20 protein-coding genes and 1 pseudogene are annotated in these 17,816 nt (G+C 62.7%); 12 read left to right on the top strand and 9 right to left on the bottom strand.

What is annotated here, in order from left to right; genetic code table 11:
* Nucleotides 1-12: 12 nt before the first annotated feature.
* The 3 genes from YH62_RS29445 (at nucleotide 13) to glpK (ending at nucleotide 2,179) form a co-directional block, all read left to right on the top strand.
* Nucleotides 13-201 carry a type II toxin-antitoxin system HicA family toxin gene (locus YH62_RS29445; RefSeq protein WP_137326889.1) on the top strand — a complete coding sequence of 63 codons (189 nt, stop codon included), beginning with the start codon at nucleotides 13-15 and terminating at the stop codon, nucleotides 199-201.
* Between the two features lie 17 nt (nucleotides 202-218).
* Complete coding sequence (locus tag YH62_RS11710) at nucleotides 219-605, top strand: type II toxin-antitoxin system HicB family antitoxin (protein ID WP_046794412.1); 387 nt, start codon at nucleotides 219-221, stop codon at nucleotides 603-605.
* Nucleotides 606-685: 80 nt separating this feature from the next.
* Nucleotides 686-2,179 carry a glycerol kinase GlpK gene (glpK, locus tag YH62_RS11705; protein ID WP_046794411.1) on the top strand — a complete coding sequence of 498 codons (1,494 nt, stop codon included), beginning with the start codon at nucleotides 686-688 and terminating at the stop codon, nucleotides 2,177-2,179.
* Nucleotides 2,180-2,192: 13 nt separating this feature from the next.
* Here the strand turns inward: glpK and YH62_RS11700 are convergent, their stop codons facing one another.
* From YH62_RS11700 to YH62_RS30075, 5 genes and pseudogenes are all read right to left on the bottom strand, one after another.
* Nucleotides 2,193-2,744: an SH3 domain-containing protein gene (locus tag YH62_RS11700; RefSeq protein WP_082118329.1), complete on the bottom strand. Its 552-nt coding sequence runs from the start codon at nucleotides 2,742-2,744 to the stop codon at nucleotides 2,193-2,195.
* Between the two features lie 123 nt (nucleotides 2,745-2,867).
* Nucleotides 2,868-3,302, bottom strand: a complete 435-nt coding sequence (locus YH62_RS11695; protein ID WP_046794410.1) for a glyoxalase/bleomycin resistance/extradiol dioxygenase family protein — start codon at nucleotides 3,300-3,302, stop codon at nucleotides 2,868-2,870.
* Between the two features lie 99 nt (nucleotides 3,303-3,401).
* A pseudogene (locus YH62_RS11690) lies at nucleotides 3,402-3,856 on the bottom strand (GFA family protein).
* Nucleotides 3,857-3,894: 38 nt separating this feature from the next.
* Entirely contained in the window at nucleotides 3,895-4,599 is a 705-nt protein-coding gene (locus YH62_RS11685) for a glutathione S-transferase N-terminal domain-containing protein (protein ID WP_046794409.1), read from the bottom strand.
* A 266-nt stretch (nucleotides 4,600-4,865) separates the two neighbouring features.
* Complete coding sequence (locus tag YH62_RS30075; protein ID WP_137326821.1) at nucleotides 4,866-5,162, bottom strand: hypothetical protein; 297 nt, start codon at nucleotides 5,160-5,162, stop codon at nucleotides 4,866-4,868.
* Between YH62_RS30075 and YH62_RS11680 the strand changes: the two genes are divergently transcribed.
* Both YH62_RS11680 and YH62_RS11675 read left to right on the top strand, forming a co-directional pair.
* The gene (locus YH62_RS11680; RefSeq protein WP_046794408.1) at nucleotides 5,161-5,535 is read left to right on the top strand and encodes a YciI family protein; all 375 of its coding nucleotides are present in this window, start codon (nucleotides 5,161-5,163) and stop codon (nucleotides 5,533-5,535) included. The genes YH62_RS30075 and YH62_RS11680 overlap by 2 nt on opposite strands.
* Entirely contained in the window at nucleotides 5,532-6,782 is a 1,251-nt protein-coding gene (locus tag YH62_RS11675; RefSeq protein ID WP_046794407.1) for an RNA polymerase sigma factor, read from the top strand. The genes YH62_RS11680 and YH62_RS11675 overlap by 4 nt, the downstream gene beginning before the upstream one ends.
* Before the next feature lie 28 nt (nucleotides 6,783-6,810).
* On the opposite strand, the gene sugE is transcribed toward YH62_RS11675, so the two are convergent.
* Both sugE and YH62_RS11665 read right to left on the bottom strand, forming a co-directional pair.
* Nucleotides 6,811-7,131, bottom strand: a complete 321-nt coding sequence (gene sugE, locus YH62_RS11670) for a quaternary ammonium compound efflux SMR transporter SugE (RefSeq protein ID WP_046794406.1) — start codon at nucleotides 7,129-7,131, stop codon at nucleotides 6,811-6,813.
* 117 nt (nucleotides 7,132-7,248) lie between these two features.
* Nucleotides 7,249-7,998: a F0F1 ATP synthase subunit A gene (locus tag YH62_RS11665; RefSeq protein ID WP_046794405.1), complete on the bottom strand. Its 750-nt coding sequence runs from the start codon at nucleotides 7,996-7,998 to the stop codon at nucleotides 7,249-7,251.
* Nucleotides 7,999-8,235: 237 nt separating this feature from the next.
* On the opposite strand from YH62_RS11665, the gene YH62_RS11660 reads away from it, so the two are divergent.
* From YH62_RS11660 to map, 3 genes are all read left to right on the top strand, one after another.
* A complete protein-coding gene (locus tag YH62_RS11660) occupies nucleotides 8,236-8,706 on the top strand; it encodes an SRPBCC family protein (RefSeq protein ID WP_046794404.1) in 471 nt (156 codons plus the stop codon).
* Between the two features lie 206 nt (nucleotides 8,707-8,912).
* On the top strand, nucleotides 8,913-9,974 hold the full coding sequence (locus tag YH62_RS11655) for an LLM class flavin-dependent oxidoreductase (RefSeq protein WP_046794403.1): 1,062 nt from the start codon (nucleotides 8,913-8,915) through the stop codon (nucleotides 9,972-9,974).
* Between the two features lie 27 nt (nucleotides 9,975-10,001).
* A complete protein-coding gene (gene map, locus YH62_RS11650) occupies nucleotides 10,002-10,757 on the top strand; it encodes a type I methionyl aminopeptidase (protein WP_046794402.1) in 756 nt (251 codons plus the stop codon).
* Here map and YH62_RS11645 read toward each other — a convergent pair.
* Nucleotides 10,735-10,974, bottom strand: coding sequence for a hypothetical protein (locus tag YH62_RS11645; protein WP_046794401.1), 240 nt, complete (start codon nucleotides 10,972-10,974; stop codon nucleotides 10,735-10,737). The genes map and YH62_RS11645 overlap by 23 nt on opposite strands.
* Before the next feature lie 244 nt (nucleotides 10,975-11,218).
* Between YH62_RS11645 and YH62_RS11640 the strand changes: the two genes are divergently transcribed.
* The gene (locus YH62_RS11640) at nucleotides 11,219-12,391 is read left to right on the top strand and encodes a YbfB/YjiJ family MFS transporter (RefSeq protein WP_046794400.1); all 1,173 of its coding nucleotides are present in this window, start codon (nucleotides 11,219-11,221) and stop codon (nucleotides 12,389-12,391) included.
* A 133-nt stretch (nucleotides 12,392-12,524) separates the two neighbouring features.
* On the top strand, nucleotides 12,525-13,805 hold the full coding sequence (sbmA, locus tag YH62_RS11635) for a peptide antibiotic transporter SbmA (protein WP_046794399.1): 1,281 nt from the start codon (nucleotides 12,525-12,527) through the stop codon (nucleotides 13,803-13,805).
* A 632-nt stretch (nucleotides 13,806-14,437) separates the two neighbouring features.
* On the opposite strand, the gene YH62_RS11630 is transcribed toward sbmA, so the two are convergent.
* Nucleotides 14,438-15,427 carry a polysaccharide deacetylase gene (locus YH62_RS11630; protein ID WP_046795050.1) on the bottom strand — a complete coding sequence of 330 codons (990 nt, stop codon included), beginning with the start codon at nucleotides 15,425-15,427 and terminating at the stop codon, nucleotides 14,438-14,440.
* A 219-nt stretch (nucleotides 15,428-15,646) separates the two neighbouring features.
* Between YH62_RS11630 and YH62_RS11625 the strand changes: the two genes are divergently transcribed.
* Together YH62_RS11625 and der are read left to right on the top strand one after the other, a co-directional pair.
* The gene (locus YH62_RS11625; protein ID WP_046794398.1) at nucleotides 15,647-16,318 is read left to right on the top strand and encodes a tetratricopeptide repeat protein; all 672 of its coding nucleotides are present in this window, start codon (nucleotides 15,647-15,649) and stop codon (nucleotides 16,316-16,318) included.
* A gap of 31 nt (nucleotides 16,319-16,349) precedes the next feature.
* On the top strand, nucleotides 16,350-17,777 hold the full coding sequence (der, locus tag YH62_RS11620) for a ribosome biogenesis GTPase Der (protein WP_046794397.1): 1,428 nt from the start codon (nucleotides 16,350-16,352) through the stop codon (nucleotides 17,775-17,777).
* Nucleotides 17,778-17,816 lie beyond the last annotated feature (39 nt).

Here is a 17,816-nt window from a genome sequence, read left to right as displayed (position 1 = left end):
ATGGGGCGGGGCATGGAAACAAGCACAGCCAAGATCAGGCGACGCCTTGAGAAAGATGGCTGGTATTTGGACAGGCACGGTGCGGGTCACGACATCTACAGGCATCCCGAGATCGAAGGCATCGTGACATTGCCGCGACACACGCAAGTATCGCCGTTGGTCGCACGCTCGATCGCCCGAAAAGCGGGCTGGACCGATTGAACGAGGAAGGAATTGAAATGGACCGATATCCTGCTTTGGTTGACGGGGAAGCCGGCGCGTACGGCGTCACCTTTCCCGATATCGACGGTATCGTGGCCATGGGGGAAAATCTCGACGAAGTAATGCTGAATGCCGAAGAGGCGCTTCGGGATTATGCCATCGAAGCCGAAAAAGACGGGTTGCAGATCACCGAACCTTCGGCTCCTGAAAATGTCGAGGTTCCGGAAGGCTGCACGCTGATCAGCGTACCGCTCATCAGGCTGCGGGGCCGCGCGGTAAGGGCCAACATGATGCTGGACGAGGATGTGCTTGCCTTCATCGATCAGGAGGCCCGGCGCCGTTCCATGACGCGCACGTCCTACGTTGCCTGGATGACGCGAAGGATTGCCCAGATGGGTGGCTGAGCTTTCCCGTTGACAGCCTCCCATGCCTCCTGCTCAAACCGTGACCCGAGGAAGACGAACGGCGTAGGGGAGGGATATGCATGGCGGGTTATGTTCTGGCGATCGATCAGGGGACGACCTCGACGCGGGCGATTGTCTTCGACAAGGACATGAAGGTCGCCGGTTCCGGCCAGAAGGAATTCACCCAGATATTTCCGAAATCCGGCTGGGTGGAGCACAATCCGGAAGAGATCTGGGAAAGCGTCGTCACCACCGTCAGCCAGGCGCTCAAGAAGGCCGGCATCAAGGCCTCCGATCTCGCCGCGATCGGCATCACCAACCAGCGCGAGACCGTGGTCGTCTGGGAGCGGGATACGGGAAAACCCATTCACAACGCCATCGTCTGGCAGGACCGGCGCACGGCAAGCTATTGCGAGAAATTGAAGCGGCAGGGTCTAGAAAAGCTCTTCACCCGCAAGACCGGCCTTTTGCTCGACCCCTATTTTTCCGGCACCAAGCTTTCCTGGATGCTGGCGAACGTCAAGGGCGCGCGGGCGAGGGCGGCCAAGGGCGAGCTCTGCTTCGGCACGGTTGATAGCTTCCTTATCTGGCGGCTCACCGGCGGCAAAAGCTTCGTCACCGATGCGACGAATGCCTCGCGCACGCTGATCTACAACATCGCCGAGAACCGCTGGGACGAGGACCTTCTGGAAGTATTGCGCATCCCCGCCGCCATGCTGCCGGAGGTGAAGGATTGCGCCGACGACTTCGGGGTGACGGACGAGAAGCTGTTCGGCGCGGCGGTGCCGATCCTCGGTGTGGCGGGCGACCAGCAGGCGGCCACCATCGGCCAGGCTTGCTTCGAGCCGGGCATGCTGAAATCCACCTATGGCACGGGCTGCTTTGCGGTCCTCAACACCGGCAAGGACATGTGCCGCTCGAAAAACCGGCTTTTGACGACCATTGCCTACCGCCTCAATGGCGAGACGACCTATGCGCTGGAAGGTTCGATCTTCATTGCCGGGGCTGCCGTGCAATGGCTGCGTGACGGGTTGAAGATCATCGAAAAGGCGAGTCATACCGGGGAGTTGGCGCAGAAAGCCGATCCTCAGCAGGAAGTCTATCTGGTGCCCGCCTTCACCGGGCTCGGCGCTCCCCATTGGGACGCGGAGGCGCGGGGCGCGATCTATGGGCTTACCCGCGCCACGGGACCGGCGGAACTCGCGCGCGCCGCATTGGAGGCGGTCTGCTACCAGACGCGCGACTTGCTTGATGCCATGCACAAGGACTGGAAGAACGGGGAGAGCAGCACGGTTCTCCGTGTCGATGGCGGCATGGTCGCCTCCGACTGGACGATGCAGCGGCTTTCCGATCTGCTCGATGCGCCTGTCGACCGGCCGACGATATTGGAGACCACGGCGCTCGGCGCCGCCTGGCTTGCCGGTTCGCGCGCCGGCGTCTGGCCGGACCGGAAGGCCTTCGCCAAAAGCTGGGCGCGCGAGCGCCGTTTCGAGCCGCAGATGGACGAGAAGACCCGTTCGACGAAAATCCGCGGCTGGAAGGATGCGGTACGGCGCACGCTGAGCGACGCGTGAAGGCTCCCGAAATCTATTCGATCACTTCCCGCGGGTAGACACCCCAGAGATTGTCCTGTTCCAGGAAGCCGCTGATGTGCCGTGTTTCCAGCGAGACGCGGCACCAGTTGCCGTCGCAATGGTCGATGTCGAGAAGGACCCTTGCACTCAGCCGCGCCACGATCCTAGCCTTGGCTGAGGGCGCCCTTCGAAGCGCCACCGGTTCGTCGAACCAGGGGCCGACCACGGCCGTCCGCCGGCCGGAGAGAAGCGGCGCATACATCCAGCCGGTGACCCCGTCCTGATCGCGCACGCGCCGCCAGTTTCCGTATTCCTCGGTGATCTCCAGCGGCAGGCCACGCACCGAATAGACCCAGGAGGTGGCATAATCCGTCGAGGGGCCGATGCGCATCCGGGCCGTCTGAGCCTTGAGGGAAACGAAGCGTGGAACGGGAAAACCGGTTTCCCGGCCTTTTCTCCAGCCTTCATCGAAAGCCGGCTTGGCCTGCAGCGGCAGGCCGTTGGCAACAGGAAAGAGAAAGGCGAGCGCCGCAAGCGCCGTCGTGAAGGTCGTCTTGAATTTCATTCGGAACCGATGTCGTCGAAAGGATGAGGACGCCATCCAAAGTCCGGCGGGGTTACCGAAGGGTTAATTTCCTCCGGCAACCCCGACAAGCTTCCGTCACGAGCGTGTGATGTTCCGTCAGGTTCAGCCGTTCACCGGCGCATTCATGGCCCAGGCCACGCCGAACGGATCGCGAAGCTGGCCGTAGCGATCGCCCCAGAACATCACCTGCAGGTCGAGAGTGACTTCCATTCCGGCATCGACGGCGCGCTTCCACCAGGCGTCGATATCGCCGCTCGTCAACGGCAGGAGCACCGTGAAGGCCTGCGGCTTCTCGTGCGGATAGCCGTGATCGGGATAGGCGTCGCTCAGCATCAGCGAACTGCCATTGATATAAACGTGGACATGCATAGTCCGGCCCTGCTCATCCGGCGGATGGTAGCCCGCCATCTCGGCTCCGAAGGCTTGCTTGTAGAACTCGGCGGCCTTCAGGGCGCCGTCCACCTGCAGATAGGCTACGAGCCCGCCCTTGACGGGCTTGGGCTCAACGGTTTCGTTTTTGGGGGCGGTCGTTTCCATGGAATTCCCTCCTTGATTGGCTAAGTCTTGCCCGAAAGGGGCCGGACTTTTCCAAGGACGTAGGAGGGAAGGGAATGCCGACAATGACGAGAGATTTTTTTAAGAGCGGCCGGCGAATTCCTTGACCAGAGCCTCATAGTCCTCGAAGGGCGGGAATTTCTCGTAGGCATGGACCGCGGGCGTCGTCGCCCAGGAGAGCTTCTCCGAGGTATAGGTCTCGATGAAGGGTGAGAACCAGCCCGCGTCGTCCAGCGTGGTGGGCCTGAGGTTCACGAACCAGTCCATGCCTTGCGGTCTGGTAAAGAGCCAGCTCTTGCAATGGGGGCATGGTAGTGATGGATATCGTCGCCATGCAGCCCGCCGATGACGGGTTCGCCCTGGATGACTTCGAAACCATCGGAGGGAATGGCCGCGGAGCATGAGAAGGCGCTGGCGCTCATCTTCTGACAGCCGGTACAGTGGCAGGCCATCGTGAGGATCGGCGGAGCGCTGATCCTCAGCCGGATCTGTCCGCAGCGGCATCCGCCTTCCATCGGGAGAGTGGGTTTCGGCATTTGAAATCCTCCATTCGGGGCCGAGTCGCTGCGGGCAATCAGGGGCGGACGGGTATTTCCAGGCCGCGCTGGACCGCCGGGCGGGCAAGGCCGCGCTCCAGCCATTCCGGCACGCGCTTCAGCTCATCGTATTGAATGAGCTCGCCGGCGCCGTAGAAGCCGATCAGATTGCGCACCCAGCCGAGCATGGAGATATCGGCAATGGTGTATTCGTCGCCCATGATCCAGTCGCGGCCTTCCAGCCGGGTTTCGAGCACGCGGATCAAACGTGCCGATTCCTTCGCATAGCGGTCGCGCGGCCGCTTGTCCTCGATGTCCCTGCCGGCGAACTTGTGGAAGAAGCCGAGCTGACCGAACATCGGGCCGATGCCGCCCATCTGGAACATCACCCACTGGATCGCCTCGTAGCGCTTCGCCGGATCGGCGGGCAGCAGCTTGCCGGTCTTTTCCGCAAGATAGATCAGGATCGCGCCGGATTCGAAGAGGCCGAGCGGCTTGCCGCCGGGGCCATCGGGATCGATGATCGCTGGGATCTTGCCGTTCGGATTGAGGGAGAGGAATTCCGGCGTCCAGGTCTCGTCGGCGCCGATATTAACGGCGTGCGGCTCGTAAGGGATCTCGATTTCCTCCAGCATGATGGAGACCTTCACGCCGTTCGGCGTCGGCAGCGAATAGAGCTGCAGGATATCCGGGTTCTTCGCGGGCCAGCGGGCGGTGATCAGGAAGGCGGAGAGATCGGCCATAGGGGAGGCTCCTTGTCGAAAGCTTGCGCCGATGCGGCGGATCAGGAATCATCCGCATTCCGGCGTGCGATATGTAGCAAATCCTCCGCCAGACGCACGGGCAAATCCATGCGTTCGTGGATGAAGATTGCCCCCTCATCCGGCTGCCGCCACCTTCTCCCCGTTCTGACGGGGAGAAGGGATATGCCGCGCCGTTTCTGCTCCCCCCTTTCCCCGTTTTGCGGGGAGAGGATCGCCGAGCGAAGTGGAGGCGGGGTGAGGGGCATTCAGGCCGGTGGTCGCTGACTTTTATTGCGACGGATGACGTCCTCGGCCGAGACTTCAATAAATTCGCTTTCGTCGGCACGCAGAGCCGGTTCAAGCTGGTGTTTCAGCCATTCCGAATCCTTCACATGCCTATCGTCGCCATTTGCATGGATACGTTCCGAAACCATGGGTGTTCGCTCCTTCATCGCGAAAGCGTGGCACATAGTGACAATCATTGCCACGCCAAGATTTTTTGATGCGCATTGTCGGCGGGCGCGATACTCCTTCGTCTTCCACAGGAGAAGGAGAGAAAGCATGCTTTACGCCATCCTTTGCTACGCCAACGAGGAAACCGTCTTTGCATGGTCCAAGGAGGAGGAAGAGGCGGTCATGGGAAAACTCTATGCCGTGCAGGAGCCGCTCGCGAAGGCCGGAAAACTCGGCCCGACCGGCCGGCTGATGCCGACGACGGCCGCGACCACCGTGCGCAAGGGCAAGGACGAGCCGCTGGTGCTCGACGGCCCCTTCGCCGAAACCAAGGAAGTGCTGCTTGGCTTCTATACGGTCGATGTCGAAAACCTCGACGAAGCCGTCGCCTTTTCCAAGGAACTCTCAAAGGTCAATCCGGGCTCGACTTCCTACGAGATCCGGCCCTTCTACGTCTTCCATCCCGGAGCAGTTAAGACATGACGGACATCGCCTGGATCGACCTCGCACTCACCGCCGCACGGCCGCAGGCGCTCGGCGCGCTCTTGCGCTACTTCCGTGACCTCGACACCGCAGAGGAGGCCTTTCAGGAGGCTTGTCTGCGGGCAATCCGGACCTGGCCGGAAAAGGGACCGCCGCGCGATCCCGCCGCCTGGCTGATCTTCGTCGGGCGCAATAGCGGCATCGATGCGGTGAGAAAGCGGTCCAGGAACGATCCGCTGCCGGAGGAGGAGGTGCTTTCCGATCTCTCGGACGCGGAAGTCGACATGGCCGACAGGCTCGACAATTCCAACTACCGGGACGACATCTTGCGGCTGATGTTCATCTGCTGCCATCCGGACCTGCCGAACACCCAGCAGATCGCGCTGGCGCTCAGGATTGTCTCGGGTCTCACGGTGCCGCAGATCGCCCGCGCCTTCCTCGTCAGCGAGGCGGCGATGGAACAGCGCATCACCCGCGCCAAGGGCCGCGTCGCCAAGGCAGGCGTGCCCTTCGAAACGCCGGATGCGGCGGAGCGGGCGACAAGGCTCTCGACTGTCGGCGCGATGATCTATCTCGTCTTCAACGAGGGGTATTCCACGGGCATCACCAATCCGGACAGCGCCGCCTTCTGCGAGGAGGCGATCAGGCTGGCGCGGCTGCTCTTGCGCATCTTTCCGGGCGAGCCGGAGATCATGGGGCTTCTGGCGCTCATGCTGCTGCAGCATTCGCGGGCTCCGGCGCGCTTCGACAAACAGGGCCAGATCGTGCTTCTCGAAGATCAGGATCGGAACCTGTGGAGCCGGAAACTCATCGACGAGGCGCTGGCGCTGCTGGACAAGGCGATCCGCCACCGCCAGCCGGGACCATACCAGTTGCAGGCGGCCATCTCCGCTCTTCATGCCCGCGCCGCAAGGGCGGAGGATACGGACTGGGAGGAGATCACCCTGCTTTACGGAGTGCTGGAACGCATCCAGCCTTCGCCGGTCGTCGCGCTCAATCGGGCCGTTGCCGTTTCCAAGCTCAAGGGACCGGAAACGGCACTGGAGCTCATAGAGCCGCTCGCCGAAAAGCTCGACGGCTACTTCTATTTCCACGGCGTCAAGGGAGGGCTGCTGATGCAGCTCGGCCGCAACCGGCAGGCTCGCGAGGCCTTCGACCGGGCGATCGCGCTCGCCAATTCGCCCGCCGAATGCGCCCATATCCGCCAGCAGATCGACAAGCTCGGCGCCGCCGTCGCGCCAGCGTGAATGGAAGGGGCCGAAGCCCCTTCGCTCGTCAGCTCGTGCTCGAGAGTTTCATCAACAGGATGCCGGAGACGATGAGCCCGCCGGCCAGAAGGCGCATGGGCGTGGCGGCTTCGCCAAGCACGGTGATGCCGACCACGAAGGCGCCGACCGCGCCGATGCCGGTCCAGACGGTATAGGCGGTGCCGAGCGGCAGGGTCTTCATCGAGACCGACAGAAGGGCAAAGCTCGCGATCATCGCAATGATGGTGATGACGGTGGGGGTCAGAAGGGTGAAACCTTCCGAACGTTTCATGGAATAGGCCCAGCCTATTTCAAGCAGACCCGCAATGAAGAGATAAAGCCAAGCCATAGCCAGGCCTCCTTTGTTTGGAGCGCCAGGCCGTCCTGGTCATCAGGGATTTCGGAAAAGAGGCCGTCCTCTTTCCGCCTAAATATAAGCACGTCATGTTCCGGGATCAAGCTCGCGTCAGTGTCCGGGATGGATGGCGTCGTTGAGGTACATGCAGGTCAGCATGGTGAAGATATAGGCCTGGACGACCGCCATCAACGCCTCCAGCGCGGTTATCGCCACCGTCATGAGAAGCGGGAGTGCCGCTCCGAAGAGGCCGAGCGCACCGAGACCGGACAGGCTGGCGACGAAGCCGGCGAAGACCTTCAGCGTGATGTGGCCCGCCAGCATGACCGCGAAAAGTCGGATCGAGTGGCTGAACGGCCGCGAGATGTAGGAGAGAATCTCGATCGGAACGATGATGGGCGCGAGCACCCACGGGACGCCCGAGGGCATGAAGAGGCGGAAGAAGCCGAAACCGTGCCGCACGACGCCGTAGATCGTCACCGTCAGGAAGACGAGCATGGCGAGCGCGAAGGTGACGATGAGATGGCTCGTGACGGTGAAGGCGTAGGGGAAAAGCCCGACCAGGTTCGCGACCAGCACGAACATGAAGAGCGAGAACACCAGCGGGAAGAACCGCATTCCCTGCTCGCCGGCATTGTCGCGCAAGGTCTTCGCGGTGAATTCGAAGAGCGTCTCGACCGCCGACTGGAAGCGTCCCGGCACGAGCTGACGGCGTGCGGTTCCGATCAGCAGGAAGGCGCTCGCAAGGCATACGGTCAGCGCCATATAAGCCGCGGAATTGGTGAAGGCGATTGCCTGGCCGCCGATCTCTCCGAAGGTGACGATCGGCTTGATTTCGAATTGCTCAACGGGACCCGCCATTCCGGCCCTCCTGTCATGGGCCGGGCCGTCCCGGAAATGGTCATCGAAGACGCGGGTCGTCCCCGCGGGAAAAGGCCTTAAAGCATCAGGAGTCCAAGTCAAGGTCGATGGGTGCGTGAGCTTCCCGGAGGATCGGAGTGAATCGGAAAAAATTCGAGCCACTGTCGGATCGGGATATTGCCACACGTCCTAGGTTCAGCATCTGAGAGATGTTTTTGAGAAAACGAGGAGAGGACAATGACCCCCAAGCCCCCCCCCCATCCGCTGCAGCTCGTCCGCAAACGGACCGCGCCCGCCGATAAGCTCTACAAGGCCTGGACGACGCCGGAGCGCATGGGCGAATGGTTCTGCCCCAAGCCCTGGAAAGTGACGGAAGCCAGGCTCGACCTGCGCCCCGGCGGATCGAACTATATCCTGATGGAAGGGCCGAATGGCGAGAAGGCTCCCAATCACGGCATCTATCTGGAAATCGTGCCGAACAGGAAGCTCGTCTTCACCGATGCGTTCACCAGCGCCTGGGTGCCTTCTGAAAAGCCGTTCATGACCGGCATCATCGAATTCGAGGATCTCGGCAACGGCCGCACGAAATATACCGCGACGGCCGTGCACTGGACCGAAGAAGACAAGAAGGCGCACGAGGAAATGGGTTTCCACGAGGGCTGGGGCATCGTCGCCGACCAGCTGGAGGAAGTTGCAAAGACATTCTGAAACATCGAGTCATCGCAAGGGTTTGTGAGGAAAGCCTGCCAATCCGATTCAAGGCCCCGTCACCAGCGGCGACGGGGCCTTGCTTTTCCGGAGCGTGGGGTCTGCGAGCGATCCATCCCGTCGAACAATTCGTTCGAAAGTTTCGCATTTGATGAACAGGGGTTCCGCCTCTATCTCAAGAAGTAGAAACCAAAGGATGCGCTTTCATGGAACTCGGCCTTTACACTTTTGCTGATGTCGATCCCAACCCGCAGGACGGCAAGGGGCCGGAGGCGGCGCGGCGGCTGAAGAACCTCCTGGAGGAAATCGAGCTTGCCGATCAAGTCGGCCTCGACGTCTTCGGGCTCGGAGAACACCACCGGCCGGACTATGCGGTCTCCTCACCCTCGACAGTGCTGGCGGCCGCTGCCGTCAGGACGAAGAACATCCGGCTCACCAGCGCGGTCTCGGTGCTGAGCTCCGACGATCCGGTGCGTGTCTTCCAGCAGTTTTCGACCGTGGACCTGCTTTCCGGCGGGCGGGCGGAGATCATGGCGGGCCGGGGTTCCTTCATCGAATCCTTCCCGCTCTTCGGCTACGATCTCGGCGATTACGACCAGCTCTTCGCCGAAAAGCTCGACCTGCTTCTGGCGATCCGCGACGGCGAGCATGTGACTTGGGAGGGTGAGATGCGCCCGCCGATCCATGGCCGAGGCGTTTATCCCCGTCCGTTGCAGGAGCGGCTCCCGGTCTGGGTGGCGGTGGGCGGCACGCCGCAATCGGTGGCAAGGGCGGGCGCGCTCGGCCTGCCGGTGGCGCTGGCCATCATCGGCGGAGAATATCCGCGCTTCGCATCCCTCTTCCAGCTCTACCGCGAGGCGGCGCGCCGCGCCGGGCAGGATATTTCGAAGCTTGCGACGAGCATCAATGTGCACGGCTTCATCGCCGATACCACGCAGGAGGCAGCCGACCGGTTCTACGGGCCGCAGGCGGAGGTGATGAACCGCATCGGCCGCGAGCGTGGCTGGGGACCGACGAGCCGCGCGCATTACGACCAGGCGCGCGGGCCGACCGGCAATCTCTTCGTCGGCGATCCGGAACGGGTCGCGGAAAAGATCGTTGCGGCCCACAAGGTATTCGGCAACGACCGCTTCCTTTTGCAGATGGCGATCGGGCCGATGCCGCATGGAGAGATCATGCGCGGCATCGAGCTTTACGGCACCAGGGTGGCGCCTCTCGTCAGAAAGGAATTGACGGGATCGAGCGATGGCGCGAAACCGGCTGCCTGAACGAGGAAAGAAAGACAGGTCGCATACATGGTTATTTCCAGCGAAGACGAACTCGCGAAACTCAAGGAGATCGGTCGCATCTGCGCGCGGACGATGGAACTGATGGCGAAGGCGCTGGAGCCCGGCATCACCACGCGCGAGCTGGACGCTATCGGCCGCAAGGCGCTGGAGGATGCCGGAGCCCAATCCGCGCCGGAGACCTGCTATAAGTTTCCCGCCGCCACCTGTATCAGCGTCAACGAGGAAGTGGCGCACGGCATTGCGGGGGATCGCGTCATCAAGCCCGGCGACCTCGTCAATATCGACGTCTCGGCGGTGAAGGACGGCTTCTTCTCAGATACGGGCGCTTCCTATGCGGTGCCGCCGGTCAAGAAGGAAATCGAGAAGCTTTGCCGCGACGGGCGCCGCGCGCTCTGGACCGGCCTGCAGCAGGTGAAGGCCGGCAAGCCACTTGCCGGCATCGGCAATTCGATCGGCGCCTTTGCCAAGAAAAACCGCTACACGCTGATTACCAATCTTTCGAGCCACGGCATCGGCCGCTCGCTTCACGAGGAGCCGAAAGAGGTCGCGACCTGGCACGATCCCGATGAGACGCGCGTGATGGAGGAGGGGCTGGTGTTCACCGTGGAGCCGTTCCTGTCGCTTGGAGCGGAATGGGCCGAGGACGGCGGCAATGGCGATCCCTGGACGCTCTACAGCGATCCGCGGGCGCCGACCGTGCAATACGAGCATACGATCGTCGCGACGCGCAACGGCCCGCTCATCCTGACGCTTGCGAACTGACGCGGCTTGCCGCCTGCTCTTCGGAGACGGCTGCGAGCTGGCGGTAGAAGGCTTCCGCGCGTTCGGCATGGAGGTGCTGGATGCGGTTGCGTGTCTGCACCCGCGCGGCGCTTTCCATCAACTGCGCGAAGGCCGCATTGCCCACGTGATCGGCTTTCCGCAATTGCCCGATCAGCGGATCGACCAGCACTTCAGAAAGGGTCAGGTCACGGTTCATGGCTTTCGCCTCCTCGCCCTCATAGCGATGAGGATATCGTGAGCCCCATTCGTGACGGCAGCAAGACAATTTCCTGGTTGCAGTGCATCAAATCGTTGCGAATCCTTACCGCCAAGGCGATGCGCGGCGTTTGCCGCGGGTATTCGCCCGGATGTTCACGAACCGCTCACTCATCAGTGCTTTTCATCGCAGCAATGACAATTCCTGAATTGTAGACAAGGCGCGGGACTGCGATAACGCGTGCATGCTCCAGACGAATATCGCCCAATCAGCCCGCCCGCTGCTGATCGGCCTTGCAGGCTCCATCGCCATGGCGGCGGCCATGGGTTTCGGGCGCTTCTTCTACACGCCGATCCTGCCGGGGATGATGGCCGGTCTGCCGCTTTCGGCCGCCGATGCGGGGCTGATCGCGGCCGGTAATTTCGCGGGCTATCTCGCCGGCGCGATCCTGGCAGCGCACGGCTGGGCGGCCGGGCGGGAGAGGGCGGTGGCGCTCTTAAGCGTCATGGCGACGGCTATCCTGCTTGCGGCGATGGCGGCGACGGGCTCCGTCCTCGCCTTCATCGTCATCCGTTTTCTTGCGGGCGTGGCGAGCGCGTTTGCCATGCTTTTCACCTCGTCGATCGTGATGCCCCATGCAGCCGGCCGCGACGCCGTGGGGGCGCTGCATTTCGGCGGGGTAGGGCTTGGCATGGCGCTTTCCTCGGCGCTCGTTCTCGTCGTCAACACGATCGCCGGTGACGGTGCGCATGGCTGGCAGGCGAGCTGGATCGCCGGAGCGGTGATCGTGCTCATCGCCTTTCCGTTCGTCTATCGCTTTCTGCCGAGGCCGGTGGACGGCGCGGCCTCCGGTGTCGAGCCGCCGCTCCAATGGCGAACGCCCTTCGTGCTGCTCACCGCATCCTACAGCCTGGTCGGCTTCGGCTACGTCATCACCGCGACCTTTCTCGTCACCATCGTGCGCATGGGATCGGCCGGGCCGATCGTGGAATTCCTCGCCTGGTTCGTGACGGGCATCGCGGCCGCCGTATCGCTCGTGCTGTGGCGCCCGGCGGCCGAACGCTTCGGGCTTGCAAGCGCCTATGTCGCGGCGATCTGCGTTCAGGCGGTCGGCGTCTTCTGCTCGGTGATCCTTCCGCCAGTCGCGGGCGCGCTAACCGGCGGGCTGCTGCTGGGCGTCACTTTCATGGTGATCACCGCCTATGGATTGCAGATCGCGCGGAAGCTCGCGCCGGAGAGCCCGCGCCGGGCGATCGCGCTCGTCACCGCCGGTTTCGGCACGGGGCAGATCCTCGGGCCCCTGGTGGCGGGCTGGGCGGCCGAGGCGAGCGGCAGCTTCACCCTGCCGACGGTGCTGGCCGCCGCGGCACTCGCCGTTTCGGCGGTTCTGGCCATGCCGGTCGCGCGGCGCGCCTGAGCCCCAGGCTTCCAATTACAATCATGTAACAAAGGCTTGCGGCCATTGCCGCTATCTTGGAACTGCCGTAGTTTCGGGCGCATAAAGTGTTTCGACACAATTTCCGCCTCGAACTCAGGAAAGCAAAAGCTCCGTGTTCCACTCCTTCTTCCCGCAGCCCAAGGCCTACTTCACTTCTCTTTGCGTTTGGACGGTCGCCTGCATTCTGTTCTGGTATTGGGCAGGATGGGACATCGTTCCCTCGCTCGGCTTCGCGCCGCTGGCGGAGGGGCAGGAACCGCCGATCGACCTGAGCTTCTTCCTGGTTCCCGACAATCTCGGCTTCTACATCTACTTCCTCATCTGCGTGCTGCTTTTCTGTGGCTTCTGGCATATCCGCGCGGGCAACCATCCCTGGAAGATCTGGTCCATCTGGGGCTCGGCGCTGATCATCTTTTCCACCTATTTCGGCGTGCAGATTTCGGTCGCGATCAACAATTGGCGGCGTCCTTTCGGTGACCTGCTGCAGAATGCGCTTACCAAGCAACCCGGCATAACGGTCTGGAATTTCTACGATCTCATGCTGATCTTTGCGCAGATCGCGTTCCTCAGCATGTTCGTCTCGATCATCACGGATTTCTTCGTCAGCCACTACGTGTTCCGCTGGCGCACGGCGATGAACAATTACTACATGTCGATGTGGGAGAAGGTCCGCCATATCGAAGGCGCCTCGCAGCGTATCCAGGAAGATACGATGCGCTTCGCCACCATTCTTGAAGGCCTGGGCATCATGCTCATCAACTCGGTGATGACGCTGGTGGTGTTCCTGCCGATCCTTTTCTCTCTATCTAGCTATGTTTCCGAGCTGCCGGTGATCGGCGAAGTCGCGCATGCGCTCTTCTGGCTTGCTCTCGGCTGGTCCACCTTCGGCACGCTGCTGCTCGCCTTTGCCGGCATCAAGCTTCCGGGCCTCAACTTCCGCAACCAGCGCGTCGAGGCGGCCTATCGAAAGGAACTGGTTTTCGGCGAGGACCATGAAGACCGGGCCCAGCCGCCGCTCGTCACCGAGCTGTTCTCCAACGTGCGGAAGAATTATTTCCGGATGTATTTCCACTATCTCTATTTCAACGTCGCCCGCTATTTCTACATCCAGGCCGATGCGCTCTTCCTGTTGTTCATGCTGGTTCCGACGATCGTCGCGGGCAAGATCACCTATGGTATCTATCAGCAGATCGCGACCGCCTTCGGCCAGGTCAGCAACTCGTTCCAGTATCTCGTCAATTCCTGGACCACGATCATCGAGCTGCTCTCCATCCACAAGCGTCTCGTGGCCTTCGAGGCGGCTATCGACGACAAGCCGCTGCCGGAGATCGACCAGCGCTACCTGGAGCGCGAGGAGACGGACGGAGAGCTTGCGGCCGACCGGCCCTACTGAGCGGATATTCAAGACAGCACTTTTGGCCGCGCCGGGTTGTCAGTCCGGCGCGGTTTTTCTTTTGAATACGCATCGTGCGTTCCGAAAATCGATTCCGATTTTCGGGCCGAGGCTTGTGGGAAGGGCAGGCAGTCAGGGAGTAGGGAGGAGGTCAATGGTTTGCCTGCCCCGATCGCGGTCAGCGGCGCTGGTTGAGGATTTCCGAGCCCCCAAGGCGCTGCCTTTCACGACCATCACCGGAAACCGAGCCCTTGAACCCAGAAGGATGCCGGTTCGCGAACCCGGTTCCCATCCGATGACCCGATCAGGTTAGGCGAAACGGAGAGTGCGGGGACGAACGGGGAAGGTGAGGAGGCTCAAGTGTTTGAATTCGGGAGAGAATATTTTTTGGAGCGGTGAAGTTCTTCCCCGTTAAGTCCCCTCCCGGCCTCCCGGCCTCCCGGCCTCCCGGCCTCCCGGCCTCCCTCCCCACAAGGGGAAGGGAGATATGCCGCGCTGACATCACCCCACAGCACCGCAGTTCTGCAAAGGCCAGTCGTGAAATGGGCGGAAGGTAGGAAACCGGTTCCGCGTGTTTCCCTCCCCCTTGTGGGGAGGGTGGCCGGCAGGCCGGGAGGGGTGACAACGGTGATCTATAGCCCCGACGTCTCTCCCGTACTCTTCCGCTCGCGGATGGCGTCAATCGCCTGCGAATAGGTGACGCAGGAAACATCCTCCATGCCGCAGACTTCCGTCGCCAGCCGTTCCATGGCGCGCCAATAGGCGCCGCCGTTCATTTCCACGAAATGGAGGCCGATCTGAAGTGGAATGCGCTCGCCCTTGTATTGCTTGTCGAAGGCGGCGCGGAAGGCGGAATAGGCGCGCTCCTCGAATTCGGCCGAGCGGCTCGGGTCGTTGATGCCGCCGGAGTGACGGATGAAGAGGTTGTAATCCATCGCGATGATCGGCCGCTGGGAGGGGCCTTCCGGGATCAGGGGCAGGCCGAAGCGCATGACGCCGTTCTTCTCGCTCGGCATGAGCGGACCCTTGGTGACGAGGCTCGCATCGTAGCGGAAGCCCGCCTTCGTCTCCGCCTCGGCGAGCGCCGGGCTTACGGAAAGATAAGGCGCGCGAAAGCCGGTAACGCCGTTTCGGATGAAATCCCGCCAGCCTTCCGGCTCCTCGCCGGCGGCGCCGACATCCGTCCAGGCGCTGGCAAGCGTGTTCGAGAAACTGGAAAATTCCTGCGCCCAGTCGGCGGCGCTCCAGTCCTTGCCATCGAAATGGCCGCAGGTGTGGCTGGCGATGTCATGGCCTTCCAGATGCGCCTGCCAGACATGGCCGAGCCGCAAGCGTGCCTCCTCGGCATCCCTGGCGAAGCCGATATTGGAACGGCCGGGCTTCTGGTGCGGCCCCTGATAGTTCTTCGCCCGCGCCCGCTCGATCACCAGCGAGCAGGAGAGGAAATAGGTGAAATGCGCGTTCGCGCGCCTGGCGAAATCGCGGCTGCGCTGCCACAGCGCATTGTCGCCCGCGCCGTCGAAGGAGATCATCACGAGCTGCTTCGGCTTTTCGGAGGCTTCCGCCGCTGACGTTGCGGCAAGGGAAAGGGCGAGCGGAAGAACGGCGAGGAAAGAACGCATAATCACCAGAATCGATTGTTCCAAAGGTGCGTTTCATGGGGCTGGAATGCGGCGAAGCTTTGAAGAAGCTGCGCAGGAGCAGTATTTTCTGCTACCCGCCGTTGAACAAAATGTCAGAAGCGGATGGAGAGGGGGGACTTACATGTGCGGGAAAATAGGCTAGAAGGCGCTTTTCCCAGTGACGGGTGGGTTCTATAGGCCGACGGGCCGGAGACAGGAATGGCGCACGACAACGACAGCTTTATCCGCGAGGTGAACGAGGAACTTCGTTCCGACCAGGTGAGGAACGCCTGGAAGCGCTACGGGACGATCGTGATCGGCGTCGCGGCGCTCATCGTCCTCGGAACCGCGGGCATGCGCGGCTACGAATACTGGGAAACGCACAATTCCTCGCAATCCGGCGACCGATTCATCGCCGCTCTCAGGCTTGCCTCGGAAGGCAAGAACGACGAGGCGCTTTCCGCCCTCGATGCTATCGCCAAGGACGGCACGGGCTCCTATCCGGTGCTAGCGAAGCTGCGCGCGGCTTCCGTGCAGGCCGACAAGGGCGATGCGGCGGCGGCCGTCACCAGTTTCTCCGAAATCGGCAAGGACAACGGCGCGCCGGCCGCGATCCGCGATCTGGCTCGCCTGCGCGCCGGCTGGCTGCTGATCGACACCGGCACCTATGACCAGGTTTCTGCCGAAGTGGAGGTGCTGACCGGGGAGACCAACGCGCTGCGCAACTCCGCCCGCGAGGCGCTCGGGCTTGCCGCCTTCAAGGCCGGCGATTTCGCCCGCGCCAAGCAGTGGTTCGAGGCGATCGGCAGCGACGCTACCGCACCGCGCAACGTGGCGAGCCGTGCGCAGATCATGCTCGACAATATCGCCGCTTCCGGCAAGGCGCCCTAACTCTTTCAGATAGGGCTTTAAGGAAAACAGGATGAGCTTCACCGTCGCCATCGTCGGACGCCCGAATGTCGGCAAGTCCACGCTCTTCAACCGGCTGGTCGGAAAGAAGCTGGCGCTGGTGGACGACACGCCGGGCGTGACCCGCGACCGCCGGCCGGGCGACGCCAAGCTCATCGACCTGCGCTTCCGCATCGTCGATACGGCCGGTCTCGAAGAGGCGGGGCCGGATACGCTCGAAGGGCGCATGCGCGCTCAAACGGAAGCCGCGATCGACGAGGCCGACCTCACCCTTTTCGTGGTCGACGCCAAGATGGGGCTGACGCCGCTCGACAAGACATTCGGCGAACTCTTGCGCCGCAGCGGCAAGCCGGTGGTGCTGGTCGCCAACAAGTCCGAGGCGCGGGGCTCGGACGCCGGCTTCTACGACGCTTTCACGCTGGGCCTCGGCGAGCCGGTGCCGATTTCGGCGGAGCATGGCGAAGGCATGATCGACCTGCGCGACGCGATCGTCGCAGCGATCGGCGAGGAGAAGGCGTTTCCCGAGCCCGAGGAAGAGGCCGAGACGAACGTGGACGTTCCGGCCTCCGACATCAGCGGCGAGGAAGAGGAAGAAGCCGAACCCGCCTATGATGAGACGAAGCCGTTGCGCGTCGCCATCGTCGGGCGTCCGAATGCCGGCAAATCGACCCTCATCAACCGCTTCCTCGGCGAGGACCGGCTGCTGACCGGGCCGGAGGCGGGGATCACGCGCGACAGCATTTCGGTGGAATGGGACTGGCGCGGCCGCACGATCAAGATGTTCGACACGGCCGGCATGCGCCGCAAGGCGCGCGTGGTCGAGAAGCTCGAAAAGCTTTCGGTCGCCGATGCGCTGCGCGCCATCCGCTTTGCGGAAACCGTGGTGATCATTTTCGACGCGACCATTCCCTTCGAGAAGCAGGATCTGCAGATCGTCGACCTGGTCTTGCGCGAGGGCCGCGCCGCCGTGCTCGCCTTCAACAAGTGGGACCTGGTGGAAGACCCGCAGGCGGTGCTCGCCGACCTGCGCGAAAAGACCGAGCGGCTGTTGCCGCAGGCGCGCGGCATCCGCGCCGTGCCGATCTCCGGCCAGACCGGCTACGGGCTCGACAAGCTGATGCAGAACATCATCGAGACCGACCGGGTGTGGAACAAGCGCATCTCCACCGCCAAGCTCAACCGCTGGCTGGAGGGCGTGCAGGTGCAGCATCCGCCGCCGGCGGTTTCCGGCCGCCGCCTGAGGCTGAAATACATGACCCAGGTAAAGGCGCGGCCGCCGGCCTTCATGATCTCCTGCACGCGCCCCGAGGCGCTGCCGGAATCCTATGTGCGCTACCTGACGAACGGCCTTCGCGCCGATTTCCAGATGCCGGGCGTGCCGATCCGCATCCATTTCAAGGCAAGCGAGAACCCCTTCGAGGGACGGAAGAAGCGGCGGTAGCTGCCTCCTCCCTCAAAGGCGAGTGGGATAGGGGACGGA

Source organism: Rhizobium sp. LC145, from assembly GCF_001005825.1.
Classification (GTDB): domain Bacteria; phylum Pseudomonadota; class Alphaproteobacteria; order Rhizobiales; family Rhizobiaceae; genus Neorhizobium.
This window is presented reverse-complemented; position numbering and strand designations above follow the sequence as displayed.